This window comes from Acinetobacter sp. GG2, assembly GCF_000292385.1.
GTDB classification, from domain to species: domain Bacteria; phylum Pseudomonadota; class Gammaproteobacteria; order Pseudomonadales; family Moraxellaceae; genus Acinetobacter; species Acinetobacter seifertii.
Genome location: NZ_ALOW01000012.1, coordinates 1 through 15,800, shown reverse-complemented (window position 1 = coordinate 15,800; position 15,800 = coordinate 1). Strand labels below are relative to the sequence as shown.

The 15,800-nt window shown below is 38.5% G+C and carries 10 protein-coding genes; 4 read left to right on the top strand and 6 right to left on the bottom strand.

Features of this window, described 5'->3' with window-relative positions:
- The first annotated feature begins 63 nt into the window (after nucleotides 1-63).
- Nucleotides 64-930 carry a lytic transglycosylase domain-containing protein gene (locus B554_RS0100575; protein ID WP_019456586.1) on the top strand — a complete coding sequence of 289 codons (867 nt, stop codon included), beginning with the start codon at nucleotides 64-66 and terminating at the stop codon, nucleotides 928-930.
- A gap of 257 nt (nucleotides 931-1,187) precedes the next feature.
- Nucleotides 1,188-2,093, top strand: coding sequence for a protease HtpX (htpX, locus tag B554_RS0100570; protein WP_004699673.1), 906 nt, complete (start codon nucleotides 1,188-1,190; stop codon nucleotides 2,091-2,093).
- Between the two features lie 38 nt (nucleotides 2,094-2,131).
- On the opposite strand, the gene B554_RS0100565 is transcribed toward htpX, so the two are convergent.
- Both B554_RS0100565 and B554_RS0100560 read right to left on the bottom strand, forming a co-directional pair.
- Nucleotides 2,132-2,707 (bottom strand): DUF4112 domain-containing protein, encoded by a 576-nt coding sequence (locus B554_RS0100565; protein WP_019456585.1) that lies wholly within the window; start codon nucleotides 2,705-2,707, stop codon nucleotides 2,132-2,134.
- A gap of 72 nt (nucleotides 2,708-2,779) precedes the next feature.
- Nucleotides 2,780-5,875, bottom strand: a complete 3,096-nt coding sequence (locus tag B554_RS0100560; RefSeq protein ID WP_019456584.1) for a multidrug efflux RND transporter permease subunit — start codon at nucleotides 5,873-5,875, stop codon at nucleotides 2,780-2,782.
- 264 nt (nucleotides 5,876-6,139) lie between these two features.
- On the opposite strand from B554_RS0100560, the gene B554_RS0100555 reads away from it, so the two are divergent.
- Nucleotides 6,140-7,279: a glycerophosphodiester phosphodiesterase gene (locus B554_RS0100555; protein ID WP_019456583.1), complete on the top strand. Its 1,140-nt coding sequence runs from the start codon at nucleotides 6,140-6,142 to the stop codon at nucleotides 7,277-7,279.
- A 45-nt stretch (nucleotides 7,280-7,324) separates the two neighbouring features.
- Here the strand turns inward: B554_RS0100555 and B554_RS0100550 are convergent, their stop codons facing one another.
- On the bottom strand, nucleotides 7,325-8,287 hold the full coding sequence (locus B554_RS0100550) for an MBL fold metallo-hydrolase (RefSeq protein ID WP_019456582.1): 963 nt from the start codon (nucleotides 8,285-8,287) through the stop codon (nucleotides 7,325-7,327).
- Nucleotides 8,288-8,394: 107 nt separating this feature from the next.
- On the opposite strand from B554_RS0100550, the gene B554_RS0100545 reads away from it, so the two are divergent.
- The gene (locus tag B554_RS0100545; protein WP_004699662.1) at nucleotides 8,395-8,769 is read left to right on the top strand and encodes a diacylglycerol kinase; all 375 of its coding nucleotides are present in this window, start codon (nucleotides 8,395-8,397) and stop codon (nucleotides 8,767-8,769) included.
- A gap of 172 nt (nucleotides 8,770-8,941) precedes the next feature.
- Here B554_RS0100545 and groL read toward each other — a convergent pair whose 3' ends face one another.
- The 3 genes from groL to B554_RS0100530 form a co-directional block, all read right to left on the bottom strand.
- Nucleotides 8,942-10,576, bottom strand: a complete 1,635-nt coding sequence (gene groL / locus B554_RS0100540) for a chaperonin GroEL (protein ID WP_019456581.1) — start codon at nucleotides 10,574-10,576, stop codon at nucleotides 8,942-8,944.
- 58 nt (nucleotides 10,577-10,634) lie between these two features.
- Nucleotides 10,635-10,925, bottom strand: a complete 291-nt coding sequence (groES, locus tag B554_RS0100535; RefSeq protein WP_002120604.1) for a co-chaperone GroES — start codon at nucleotides 10,923-10,925, stop codon at nucleotides 10,635-10,637.
- Nucleotides 10,926-11,165: 240 nt separating this feature from the next.
- The coding region (locus B554_RS0100530; protein ID WP_019456580.1) for an Ig-like domain-containing protein at nucleotides 11,166-15,800 on the bottom strand (4,635 nt) is incomplete at its 5' end.

Here is a 15,800-nt window from a genome sequence, read left to right as displayed (position 1 = left end):
TTAATATTTTTTGATAAACTCTTTGACAAGTCTCGAATACCTTAAAATTGTGAATAACATAAAATGAAAAATTCGGTTCAATATCTTTTTTCTTGTTTGCTGGGGATGACCACTTTTTCGGTCGGTGTAACGTCGACTTTTGCGGGTCAGATGTACGTTTACCAAGATAAAAATGGCAGTACTTTACTGACTAACCGTAAAAGCTATGACAATTCACTCAAGAAAGTAAAAGTGACTTACTATCCTGATAGTAATATTCATAGTTATACAAACTGGGGCGCTTCAGAAGCTTCTGTTCTACCGAGCTATAGCAAAAATAAAAATGCGTTTGACCATATTATTAAGCAGGCAGCACAACAGCACGGTGTATCTGAAGGTTTAATTAAAGCAGTCATGCATACCGAATCGGGTTTCAATGTAAATGCCCACTCTCCAGTCGGTGCCCAAGGCCTAATGCAACTCATGCCAGCCACTGCCCGTCGCTTTAACGTTTCTAACGCTTACGATCCTCAGCAAAATATCTTTGCTGGTGCGAAATATCTGGGCTGGTTGCTCAAGCGTTTTAATGGCAATACGCAAATGGCACTCGCAGCCTATAATGCTGGTGAAGGCAACGTTGATAAATACGGTGGCATCCCCCCATTTCGTGAAACCCAAGATTATGTTCGCCGAGTAACCAGTCGATATCAGAACTTATATTCTTCTGGGGTAAGCCTTTCATCTTTTACGAACTCAAATATTTCTGCCCAGACTGCAAGTCGCCCAGAGCTACCTCAAGCCGCCACAACACAACAAGTATCGGCTAAGCCTGTTAAATATTCTTCTGCACGCCAAATTGTGACTTTGGCTGATGGTACCTATACTGATGCACCTACAGGAACTTATGTCACCAATAATGCAACAGCAATTGCGCATATTAGAATCGAGTAGATTTAAACAACTCATGCATTGCAGTTAATCTTTTAACGAGGCTGATTGTCTAAAAATTGTAATGATCTATTACCCATACCTCTGTGTTTAGATGGGCTGTATAAATAACTTGTTTAATTTAAATACATTCTTATCCACTAAAGAATGTATTGATTCCTTATTTTTTTCTTGAATTTTTCCCCTAAGCGCCGCATATTAGCTGAGTGATTTATAATTTATAAATCAGATAATATTTTATTTATAAGAGGATTTTCTCAATGATGCGGATTGGTTTGTTTTTGCTTACCAACCTCGCGGTACTGGTTGTAGCTGGCATTATTTTGTCACTCTTCGGTGTCGGTAGTTACCATGGCGCGGGTGGCTTGAATCTAGGCAACCTTTTAGTCATCTGTTTTGTGTTTGGTATGGTGGGCTCGTTAGTCTCTCTATTTATGTCCAAATGGATGGCTAAAAAAACTACTGGTACAGAACTGATTGACCCAAATGCTCCTCGTAACCAAGCTGAAAGCTGGTTATTGCAAACAGTCGCTGAACTTTCTCAACGTGCTGGTATTAATATGCCAGAGGTTGGTATCTTTCCTTCATATCAGTCTAATGCATTCGCAACAGGCTGGAATAAAAATGATGCCTTAGTTGCCGTTTCAAGCGGTCTACTTGAGCGTATGAACAAAGATGAGCTACGTGCAGTGCTTGCGCACGAGATTGGTCACGTTGCAAATGGTGACATGGTCACATTGGCACTCATCCAAGGTGTTGTAAACGCCTTTGTGATGTTCTTTGCTCGCGTAGTAGGTGACTTTATCGACCGTAATGTTTTTGGTCGTCAAGACAATGAAGCACCTGGTATGGGTTATTTCCTCATTACGATGGTTTTAGATATCGTGTTCGGTATTCTAGCTTCTGCTATTGTGATGTGGTTCTCTCGCTACCGTGAATACCGTGCTGATGAAGCAGGTGCACGTTTAGCTGGTAAACAAGCAATGATTTCTGCTTTATTACGTTTACAGGCAGAAACAGAGTTACCTGACCAAATGCCAAAAGAAATGAAAGCGTTCGCTATTGCGGAAGGTAAAGAACAAGGCTTTAGCTTGGCTGCATTGTTCCAAACTCACCCTTCGATCGAACAGCGTGTTGCAGCTCTACATCAGTTAGATTGCCCATAACACAGTGAATGAAAAGCCTCCAGTTGGAGGCTTTTTTATTAGGCTGAATGGGCAAGTCCCCAAAGTAAACTGACTCCCCACCACATTGCAAAACCAATCAAAATAAGCACAAATACCCCAAATAAATCGGGTATATGTAGCCATAGCCAACTCACAACAGGGTTGCGCCAGAAGGCTGACTGCTGCTGCTTCTTTTCAAGCTTTTCATGTAAATACGGATGAACAACATGCATATCACTTTGAATCGCATATTCTTCACGAATGTGGGTATGGACGACGTCTAACGCTTTTCTGCTAGGACGTATAAAAATATCGAAAATAGTCCCAGCAACTGGAACACAACCCACCACAGCATCGACTACAGCCAATTTTATGACTGGAGTGAGTTTATGCTGCGGTACACCAATTTGCTTGGCTTTATATATGGCATAGCAAGTTAGAACAAATCCCGCTACATCGCCCGCAATAGGAATGGTACTTAGGGCCGCATCGGCACCAATACCCTGCTTTGTAAAAGGAATACGGACTGCGCTATCCATCATGGTTGCGAATTTAGCCAGATCTCGTTCTAATGCGATAACCTGTTGCTGTGTTAGTTTTTTTTCTTGAGGCATCTAAATCAAATATATGAAGAGAAGTTAAACTTAATATACTTGATTTAATGCCTGATTTTAAATTGTTTGCTTTTAACTCGAAGCTTTCGATTTAAACAGTGAGCGTAATAACACGTACATCACTGGAATAAAGAATAAAACCAGCACAGTACCAAACATCACGCCGCCTAAAATACTAATACCAATTTCTTGACGGCTAACCGCACCAGCACCCTGTGCAAACACAAGTGGAATCACACCAGCACCAAAGGCTAAAGAAGTCATTAAAATCGGTCTTAAACGCAAGCTCGCGCCTTCTAGAGCAGCCTGAATAGCATTCTTTCCTTTCTCTTGAGCTAATGCAGCGAACTCAACAATTAAAATTGCGTTTTTACATGACAACCCAATCGTAGTTAAAAGTGCAATTTGGAAATACACGTCATTTGGCAAACCAAAGATATAAGAGAAAATAATGCTTCCCCCTACACCTAGCGGAATAGAAGTCATTACAGCAGCAGGAATACTTAAGCTTTCATACAAAGCAGCTAAACATAAGAAAATAAAACCTGCCGAAATCAGATATAACCATACAGCCTGATTCGTCGACTTCTGTTCTTCAAAAGACAAGCCTGTCCAAGCTAAACCTATGTCTTTTTGTTGATTTACAAGTTGTTCAACATCCTTCATGGCTTGACCAGAACTGCTACCACTCGCAACATCTGCCTGTAACTGTAAAGCACTATATCCCATATAGCGTTTTACAATTTCTGGCGCCCCGCCCCAGCTGAAGTTTGCAAATGAGCTAAAAGGCACCATTTCATTTTGGCTATTACGCACAGACCAATTATATAAATCTTCAGGTTTAGATCTAAACTGGGCATCACCTTGAATCATGACGCGTTTAATACGGCCCCGATCAATAAAGTCATTTACGTAAGTTCCACCCCATGCACTCGATAACGTATTATTAATTGCTGAGAGTTCCAAACTATTTGCCAAAGCCTGTTTCTGGTCAATCTTGATATTCAGATTCGCTTTACTATTGGTAGACTGCTTATCAAAATTTTCGAAAGTTGAATAGTTTTTACTTTGAGTTTGTAACTGTCGGAACATCCCATCTAAGAAGTTTTGACCTTGACCATTTAAGTCCTGAATCCAAAAATCTAGACCATCCGTTTGGCCTAAACCATTTACTGAAGGTGGTAAGGTCACATTAATTTGAGCATTATTTAAATGACTAAAATATTTCATTGCACGCTTTTGTATAGCGTCAGCGGAGTTTTCTTTTGCAGTACGGACATCCCAAGGTTTTAAAGCAACAAAGCCTTGTGCTAAATTTTGTCCGGTACCGGCATTATTTCGACCGTAACGAATTAAAACCAAATCAACATTTTTATCTTCTTGTTTCAGAAAGTATTGGCGTACTTGCTCACCGATTTTCTGACTTTCAGAAATTGGAGCACTATCTACCAATTTAATTTGAACGCTTAAAATACCTTGGTCTTCTTTAGGAATAAATCCACTTTTTAAACCACCATAGAACAGCGTAAAAACTGCTATGAGCGCAACAAAAATCACAATAACTGATTTACTGTAATCAATACTCGTCTGAACAAGCTTGATATATTTATTCTTAAGTTGATCAATTTTTTGGTTAAACCAAATTGCCCAATGCTTAGGTTCAGAGTTCGGTTTTAAAATTAATGCACATAAAGCGGGGGTTAATACAAGTGCAACAACCAGCGATAGTGCCATAGCGGCAACTAAAGTAATGGAAAACTGGCGGTAAATCACCCCAATTGAGCCACCTAAAAAAGACATTGGAATAAAAACTGCGGTTAAAACCAAAGTAATCCCAACCAAGGCCCCACTAATTTCACCCATTGACTCAATCGCAGCTTCTTTAGGGCTTAAGTGCTGTTCATGCATGAGCCGTTCAACGTTTTCCACAACCACAATTGCATCATCAACCAACAAACCAATGGCGAGTACCAATGCAAATAATGTCAATGTGTTAATACTAAACCCGAGCACATATAAGACCGCAAAAGTCCCTAGAATAACAACTGGCACGGTAATACTCGGAATAAGAGTGGCGCGCCAGCTTTGTAAAAATAGGAACATGACCAAAATAACCAGAATAATCGCTTCTACAAGGGTCTTAACAACTTCCTTAATTGACTCTTGAACAAACGGCGTATTATCTCGTGGATAAACGATCTTATATCCGGCTGGTAATTTAGTTGCGAGCTGATCTAAGGTTTGATGAATGAGCTTAGAGGTCTGAATTGCATTTGCACCAGAAGATAACGAAATACCTAAACCTGCCGCGGGATAACCATTAATCGTATTAAAGGACTGGTAGTTCTCTGCACCAAGCTCAACTCTAGCAATATCTTTTAAGTAAACATAACTCGCCGTTTTATTCGACTTTACAACAATATTTTTAAAATCATCGACTGTTTTTAATCGAGATCCAGCCGTCACTTTTGTATTTAAATATTGTCCATCAATGACTGGTAAATCACCGATTGCACCAGCCGCAACTTGGGTGTTTTGGGCAGTAATTGCGTTAGCCACATCACTTGGCATTAAATTATATTGTTTTAACTTGTCCGGATTTAACCAGATACGCATCGCATATTGCGAACCAAATACATCAGTTTCACCCACCCCTTCAATACGATTCAGGTTATCTACCACGTGCGTAGTTAAATAGTCTGATAGCTCAATATTTCCCGTTTTACCTGTCGAGTCATATAAGCCAATTACCATAAAAGTATCACCTAGTGACTTACTGACTGTCACACCTTGGCGCTGAACTTCATCGGGTAAACGGCGTATGACACCGCTAATACTGTTTTGGACTTGGACCTGAGCAGTGTCTGGGTTGGTTCCATTATCAAAACTAATGGTAATTCGGCTACGTCCCGATGAATCACTTGATGAACTAAAATAGAGTAAGTGGTCAATCCCTTGTATTTGCTGTTCTAAAATTTGAGTCACACTTTGCTCAACCGTTTGCGCATCTGCGCCACTATAGTTGGCTGACACTGTAATCTTCGGCGGCGCGATATCTGGATATCGTTCTACAGGTAAATTCATGACCGAAAAAATACCGAAAGCCATAACAATGATCGCCAGGACATTGGCAAAAATAGGACGTTCAATAAAAAATTTAGATAGCATGGCTGCCCGGTATAGTGTCGTTAATTAACAGAAGTAAATGCCGCTTTGAGACCATGTGATCATCAACGAGCAATGTAAAAAAGACAAGTAGAAATAAAACAATAAATGTAATTAAGACAAAAACAAAGCGCGTTTTAATATTTCCAACAAAGCAATAAACAACCAGTTAACTAGTGTCACTTAAAATTCATGAATTCTTCATGATCATGTCAAACGAAATCTTAATACTTGAGTCGTTTCAACTAAAACAATATGAGTAGAATTATGTTTAGAAAAGCACTTTTATGCTTAAGTTTAGTTAGCTTGGTCGGTTGTAATGACGATGATAAAACTGAAACAACACCAACTACACCAGAATATCAACTTCCTAAAATTTTAGTTATCGGACACCGCGGCGCTAGCGCTTTACGTCCTGAGCATACGTTAGCTTCATATCAAAAAGCGATTGATGATGGTGCTGACTTTATCGAACCCGATCTGGTGTCAACAAAAGATGGTGTATTGGTTACGCGTCATGAAAACGAAATTGGCGGGACTACCAATATCAGTACCCTTACCCAATTTGCGGACCGCAAAACCACCAAAAATATTGATGGTGTTAATTTAACGGGTTGGTTTACTGAAGACCTCACCTTAAATGAATTACAACAAGTTAAAGCACGTGAGCGTATTCCTGAGTTCCGACCAGCAAATACAGCTTACAATGACCTCTATTCAATTCCGACGCTCGAACAAGTCATTGAACTTGCCGAAGCAAATTATAAAAAAACTGGCAAGATTATTGGTTTATATATCGAAACTAAACATCCGACTTATTTTAAAAATAAAAATTTGGCTATGGAGGACACACTTCTTAAAACTCTAGCCAAGTATCAATATACACGTGATATCGCACCTATCTATTTGCAGTCTTTTGAAGTCAGCAATTTAAAATATTTAAAAGATCAACTTGACCTTCATAAGACACTTAAACATGCACAAATCATTCAGTTATATGATGCAAAAACATCTCGACCAGCCGACTTTGTTGAATCTGGTGTATCTAAGACGTATGGTGATTTGGCCACAGCACAAAGCTTAAAAGATGTTGCTAAATATGCAAATGGCGTTGGCCCAAGCAAAAATTATATTCTTAATTTCAATACTGATGGTTCAGTACAAACCACTTCATTTATTAGCGATGCACATGCCGCTGGCTTAAAAGTACACCCATATACTTTCCGCCCAGAAAACAACTTTTTACCACAGCCTTTAAAATGTAGCGACAAACCTGCTGAACGTTGCCCAACAGGTGCTTTAAAAGAGTTCGAAGCATATTTTAAAGCAGGTGTAGATGGCATCTTTACCGATGACCCCGCACTTGGCCGTCAAGCTGTGACTAATTTTGAGAAAACAACAAAATAATTAAATACTTAACAAAAAATGGGGCATTGAATGCCCCATTTTTTGTTACTTCTCAAGACTGTTATTAAAATATAAAGGAATCCACTGATATTGCTCTGCATTCACTTTATATACATGGCCAATCCCCGGGAACGGCAAATGTGGAGCAGCTACCCATTGCTGTTTATTTGAAATTTCAGCGAACATTTTTAAACGGGTATTAATTGCCTGCTCAGAATTTACATCAAAATCTACGCCAGTTTTTGGAGCATCAAACTGTAAAGAATGTGAGTGGACAATGTCCCCTACAAAGACAATTTGTTGACCCTTGCTCTTTAAACGGAAACTATGATGACCTGGTGTGTGCCCTTGTGTATTGATTACTTCAAAACCTTGAATGACATCGCCATCTTTAAAGGTTTTGAATGCTTTTTTCGCTTCATAAGGTGCAAGTGCAGCTTTTACATTTTTAACAGTACCTAAATAATTTTCTTTTTGATTTGCTGGTACTGTTTTTTCAGAAGCTAGATTTAACCAGTAATCTGCTTCACGTTCATGCGCATAAATCGTTGCATTAGGAAATACTGCTTTTCCATCTTTAGCAATTCCACAAACATGGTCTGGGTGCAAATGTGTCAATAAAACCGTTTTCACGTTAGCAAGCTGATAGCCTGCCAGTTCAAGATTTTTAGCAATCGAACCCAACTGCGGGCCAAAACAGCTTGAAGCACCGCTATCAACAAGCGTCAAACTTTTACCGTCATCTACTAAAAATGCATTTACCGAAGTTTGAATGCCCTTCTCATTAACAGCTGCATACTTGGTTAAAATTTTAGTCTTCTCAGCCTGACTCAAATTTTTGAATAATTTAGGGTCTAAATAAATGGTGCCATCAAGTAAAGAGGTGATGCGGTAATTACCAAATTGATGCTTATAATATCCCGGTACTTGCTGAGCTGAAGCAGGCTCTGCATAGCTTACATGTAAGCCACCCATGACAAGTCCTAATGCTACAAATAGTTTTTTCATCTCTTCTTCTCTATCAAGTTATAAAGTCAAAATCTTTAAAAAAGATTTAATATTTTTTTTGAGGGCCGCGATATATAATGCATGAAAAGTGTTAAAAATATAAGTGAATGAATAGTTATTCTCCCTACAAAGGCAAAAGCGGACTCAAGCGCATCTTGAATGCGACAGGTTATTCAATTTCAGGATTTAAGGCAGCTTATAAAAATGAAGCCGCTTTCCGACAAATTGTTTTAATTAATGTCGTGCTTATCCCTACTAGCTTTTTCCTAGATGTGACTCGTGGTGAACATGCACTTATGGTCGTTGTATGTTTATTTGCAATTATTGTAGAACTATTCAATTCTGCGATTGAGGCAGTAGTTGACCGCGTATCACTTGAAAAACATCAACTCTCTAAAAATGCCAAAGATATGGGAAGTGCTGCACAGTTTGTTGCACTGTCTATTATTGCAGTGACGTGGCTTATCATTTTATTAGGCTAAAAAAAACCATGCTTATAAAAGGATAAGCATGGTGTAACAAAAAAGAGGAACTACAGCTACTGTTCCTGACTATAAGTTTAAGAATATCAACTTAACTTTTTCTTAATTTATATAAGAAATAAAAAAATCCCTGCACATGCAGGGATTTTTTTATTTAGACGTTGATGTTGAATTACATCATGCCGCCCATTCCACCCATACCGCCCATGTCTGGAGCAGCTGGTTTGTCTTCAGGAATGTCAGTAATCATACATTCTGTAGTCAACATTAAGCCAGCAACAGAAGCAGCGTGCTCAAGTGCAGAACGAGTTACTTTAGCAGGGTCAAGAATACCCATTTCTAACATATCGCCATATTCGCCAGTTGCAGCGTTATAACCGAAGTTACCTTCACCACCCTTAACAGCATTGATCACTACAGATGGCTCATCACCAGCGTTCGCAACGATTTGACGAAGTGGAGCTTCGATCGCACGACGTAAAATGTTGATACCTGCAGTTTGGTCTTCGTTAGCACCTTTTAAGCCGTCAAGAACGTTTACAGCACGTACAAGCGCAACACCACCACCAGCAACTACACCTTCTTCAACTGCTGCACGAGTTGCATGAAGTGCGTCGTCTACGCGGTCTTTCTTCTCTTTCATTTCAACTTCAGTTGCCGCACCGATTTTAATTACAGCAACACCGCCTGCTAATTTAGCAACGCGTTCTTGTAATTTTTCACGGTCGTATTCTGAAGAAGATTCTTCAATTTGAGCACGGATTTGCTGAACACGCTCAGCAATAGCAGCTGCATCACCAGCACCATCAACAATTACAGTGTTTTCTTTAGAAACAGTGATCTTGTGTGCAGTACCTAAATCTTGAAGAGTTGCTTGTTCTAAAGACATACCAACTTCTTCAGAAATAACAGTTGCGCCAGTCAAGATTGCGATGTCTTGAAGCATTGCTTTACGACGGTCACCGAAACCAGGAGCTTTAACAGCACATACTTTGATAATACCGCGCATGTTGTTTACAACAAGTGTAGCAAGCGCTTCGCCTTCAACATCTTCAGCGATGATAAGAAGTGGTTTACCAGTTTTCGCAACTGCTTCTAAAACAGAAATCAATTCACGAATATTACCGATTTTTTTGTCAACAAGAAGAATGAACGGGTTTTCAAGCTCAGCTGTTAAAGTATCTTGCTTGTTTGCAAAGTACGGAGAGATATAACCACGGTCAAACTGCATACCTTCTACAACGTCTAAAGCATCTTCGAAGCCAGAACCTTCTTCTACAGTGATTACGCCTTCTTTACCTACTTTTTCCATCGCTTGAGCGATAAGTTTACCAACAGTAGTATCAGAGTTAGCAGAGATAGAACCAACTTGTTCAATCGCTTTAAAATCATCAGCAGGTTTTGCATTTGAACGGATATTTTCAACTACAGTTTTTACTGCGATATCGATACCACGTTTTAAATCCATTGGGTTCATACCTGCAGTTACAGATTTGATCCCTTCATTTAAAATTGCTTGAGCAAGTACAGTTGCAGTTGTAGTACCGTCACCAGCGATGTCGTTAGTTTTGCTAGAAACTTCACGAACAAGTTGAGCACCCATGTTTTCAAACTTGTCTTTTAATGAAATTTCTTTAGCAACCGTTACACCGTCTTTAGTGATGTGTGGAGCACCGAAAGAACGGTCAATTACTACGTTACGACCTTTAGGGCCTAAAGTCACCTTAACAGCATCTGCAAGTACGTTTACGCCTGCAATCATTTTTGAGCGAGCTGAATCACCAAATTTTACGTCTTTAGCTGACATATTAAACTCCAAATCTTTTTAAATACTGAATCTGATAATGAATTGAGTTATGGATTGATTAGCCTTCCAACACAGCTAAAATGTCTGACTCTTTCATGATTAAGAGTTCTTCACCACTTACTTTCACTGTTGTACCTGCATAAGTACCAAACAATACTTTGTCACCAACTTTAACATCCAAAGCACGTACGCCATTCTCAGTGATTTGACCATTACCTACTGCAATTACTTCACCTTGAGATGGTTTTTCAGCAGCAGAACCTGGAAGTAAAATACCACCAGCGGTTTTGGTTTCTTCTTCTACGCGACGAATTACAACGCGATCATGTAATGGACGAATGTTGCTCATAATTAACTCCATCAGACTAAGTCTTTTTGATTAATCGTTATTGCTTTAATCCAGAGCAATAACAAAATATTTAGATGTCACTTTTGTGGGGATGAAAAAAAAGGCTTCAAGGGGAAAATGAAAAAAAACTTATCTTTTTTGGTCATTTTTTAACAAGTTGTGAAGAGTTTTTATTAAATTTAAAGCACAAAATAAAAGAGGCTATTTTCATAGCCTCTTTTATAAAGATAAATATTAATGTTAAACAAAGAGTTGCTGGTTATTTAACAATTCATCCAATGTTGTATTTACCTGATTTAAAGTTATCAATGAAACACTACTAAACATTGTACCTTCACCATCTCGGTCAAGACTAATAGTCGTGTTTCCAGCATCTTGCTCTACAGTAATAAATTTCGCTAATGTGCTCACGTCTTTAGAATAGTCAATTAATAGTTCACTTAAATCGATTTTGTCTGCTTGAGTATCAGTTCTTACATCACCTAAAGTAAAATCTAACACCGTATCATGTCCATTCCCACCAGTCGCATCTTGGCTATTTAGCAATTGGAACAGTATGGAATCAGTACCTTCATTAGTCATATAGGTATCGTTACCTTCACGCCCATTCAAAATGTTATTACCAGAGTTACCTGTTAAAAGATTATCTAAAGCATTGCCTGTTGCATTTAGATGAGCAGAACCAACCAACTCCAAGTCTTCAACATAACGACCACTTTCTAAACCTGTCGACCAATCAGAATATCCAACCAGACTATAACTTACAGAGCTAATTATTTTATCGTGTCCACCAAAATCAACATCTCGATAGCCTGATTCAACAAGTTGGTTCTCCCAATAACCGCTTTCTACGAAAACATCTTGATAGTGGCTAGTATCTACCCAAACATCTTCATAATGACTTGTATCAACATAAACGTCTTCATAATGACTAGTATCAACCCAGCCTTCTTCTGAACGTATATAGGTCAATTCATAACCTTCTTGCCATTGTCCATTCGCAAAATCATAATATTGTTGTTCATATCGACTATAATCGCTATCTGCCATGCCATTATCAATATAAGTTATACCATTCTGATTTTGATAAACATTTTGTACAGTTGAATAACCACTTATGACCCATTGGGAATCATAATAACCATCAACAAACCATATCTGTTCGTAATGACCTTCAGTGACCCATTCTGGATATGTATAGCTATTATCAATCCAGACATCTTTATATATTGCATACGGCTCAACAATATATTCTTGAACAAAATCACTTATATGATCAACTATATAAGTATTATCAGCAGAATCACCTTTAAACTGATCAACAGTGATTGTAGTTAAATCACTAATTGCTTTATTGATAGTTTCACTACGATTTCCAGCACGATCAATAACAGTAAGATCAAATGATGTTGCATTCTCATACATATAAACAGAGAAAGTTCCATCAACCATAACCGTCGTACTTATTACAGAAGTTACAGAAGATTCTTGATCAGCAAAATGATATATAACTTCAAGGATAGCTCTACTTTCTGCATGTCCCGTGAGCTCTCCCAATCCATTTATGGCAAGTTGTGTGGCTACATTCGGTACTGTTGTATCATTCGTAGCAACAATCGTTGAGCCCACACTTATATTTTGATTGGCATCAACTACTTTTACTGTCAATGTTTCACCATGCCAATATTGTGACCATAATTGCACCCAGAAAGTACCACTACTTCCCACAGTAGTCTGACCAACTAAATTATTATTAGCATCGAAAATATTAACAGTTGAATATGCTTCAGCCTCCCCAGAAAGTATATTTCCTTCTTCCAATACAAGTTGTGTTGCTGCATTTGGCGCAACGATGTCTATCGGTGCCTTAATTTCTGTATAAACGCTTTGATACCCATTATGTTCCACAACAACACGTAAAGTTTGTCCATTCACCTGAGGTGAGTATAACTGGATATTAAAATATCCAGTTTCATCTACAGAACCACCGCCAATATAATTACTATACACATCAAAAATATGCATCTCACTATTTGGTGTAGCAGTTCCCTCAATGAAGAAACCATTTTCAGATAAAACAACATGATCTGCTGATGGTGGTGCATTAGTATCTGCAGTAAAAGTAAAATTAAATGGAGTACTTATATTTTTAGCTAAATCCGTTGCCGTGATAAATAATTGCTCTCCACGTAATACAGGTGGATACATACCAACATTGAAATATCCAGCTTCCTCCATTTGAAATTCTGCTCGTAAATCTCCATCCGCATCTATTACTTTAATAATTACTTTTGAATCAGCATGTCCAGTTATCTCATGACCGTCGTTACTAATCGCTACCTCATTAATCACTGGAGCAATATTGTCTAATGGCGCAATAAGTTCAGTGATTGGGCTGTATTGATATGTATTCTGGTCATAAACTCGAATTAGTAACGTCTGTCCATGTAGATAATAGCTATTTAACTTAATAGCAAAACTACCATCTTCATTAACTATACTGCTCCATTCTCCATTAATGATCTGACCATCAGTAGATGTGACAACAATCGTCATTCCTGCTGTCGCCTTACCTGTAAGAATATGGCCATTTACATCCAATTTTAGCTCTGTCGCAGCAATTGGTGAATTCGAAAATACAGGTACTAATTCATGAGCAACTTCACTTCGGTTGCCAGCAATATCTTTGACAACAATACTCAAATTTTGTGTTTGATATTGGCTCAGGTTGATCAATTGATAAAAGCGTCCATCATATCCAACATTAGCTATTGTGATAATTGCACCATATTGATCAATAATTTCAACAGTTGAGTTTGGTTCAGCTTCACCAAAAAGCAATCCATCTGAGGTTAAAGTAATATTTGAAGCAACCGGCGGTGAGACATCATCAATTAAAGCATTGTGTTTAACCTCAATACTTCGGTTACCTGCTATATCTACAACGATGAAAGTTAATTCCTCTCCATGTAAATAGACTTGATTAAAATAACCTGACACATTACCCATGCTATCGGTTGAACCAGATCCTATCACCTCACCCGCAGCATTTTTGACTTCAATCCGAGTGTTTGCTTCTGCTTGCGCCGTAAAGTTTTGACCGTTTGAGTCGAGCACAATATTTTCAATCGGATTTGGTGCGATATCATCAATCAAAGCATTCTGCTTGACCTCTGTACTACGGTTCCCCGCTCGGTCAACGACAACAAAAGTGAGCTCTTCGCCATGTAAATAGACCTGATATAAGTAACCAGAAACATTACCCATGCTATCGGTTGAACCAGATCCTACAACCTCACCAACAGCATTTTTAACTTCGATTCGACTATCTGCTTCCGCTTGCGCTGTAAAGTTTTGACCATTTTCATTTAAGATGATGTTTCCAATCGGATTTGGTGCAATATCATCAATTAAAGCATTTTGCTTAAACTCGACACTTTGATTACCTGCTTTATCTATAACGATAAAAGTGAGTTCCTCACCTTTTAAATAAACCTGATTGAAATAGCCTGTTACATTACCAGTGCTATCGACATAACCATAACCGACAAACTCACCCGCAGCATTTTTGACACCAATAAAACTATTGGCTTCAGCTTGTGCCGTAAAATTTTGCCCATTTTCGTCAAAGATGATGTTTTCAATTGGATCTGGCGTAATGGTATCCACCAAAGCATTGAACTTAAGTTCGACACTTTGATTGCCCATTCGATCTATGACAACGAAAGTTAATTCCTCTCCATGTAAATAAACTTGGTAGAAGTAACCTGTCACATTACCTGCGTTATCTGCAGAACCATGACCTATTAACGCACCCTCAGCATTTCTGACTTCTATATTACTATTTGCTTCTGCCTGCGCTATAAAGTTTTGACCGTTCGGATCAAGTACAATATTTTTAATCGGATTTGGCGCAATATCATCAAATGGAGCCTTAACTGAAACAACATCACTCACATTTCCAGCTCGATCTTTAACAATAACTGTGAATTCTTCACCATGTAAATTAGAGCTACCCAAGAAAATAGTGAATGTACCATCAGCATTTACACTCTGACTCCACGTATTCACCTGTTGACCATTCTGATCAAAAATCTGGATAATGGTATTTAACTCAGCTACACCAGAAAGGGATGAACCATCTTCACTAAACGTGAGATTACTTGCAGCCACAGGAGCAATATCATCAAGCGGTGCTTTTACAGTAACCCCACCACTCAAATTACCAGCCCGATCTACTACAACTACCTTTAACTCTTCGCCATGCAAGTAGTTACTGTATAAAGAGATGTTAAATGTTCCATCCCAATTAACATTATTATTCCACTGATTTACCAATTGACCATTCTGATCAAATATCTGAATCGTAGCATTGGGTTCTGCCATACCAGTTAGATATGAACCATCTTCGCTAAATACTAAATTAGTAGCATTTTCTGGTGCAGTATTATCAAGAAAGGCTGTTTGTTTTACTTCAACGCTGCGATTGCCGGCTTGATCAATCACAACAAAAGTAAGTTCCTCACCCTTTAAGTAAATTTGATTCAAGTAACCCGAGACATTACCAGCACTATCTACATAACCTGAACCTACAACCTCACCTGCAGCATTTTTAACTTCAACTTGAGTATTTACTTCTGCTTGCGCTGTAAAGTTCTGACCATTTTCATTGAAAATGATGTTTTCAATCGCGTTCGGAACAATGTCATCAATCAAGGCATTCTGCTTGACCTCTGTACTGTGGTTCCCCGCTTTGTCAACTACAACAAAAGTGAGCTCTTCTCCATGTAAATGAACCTGATATAAATAACCTGAAACATTTCCCATGCTATCGGTTGAACCATACCCTATGACTTCACCCGCAGCATTTTTGAC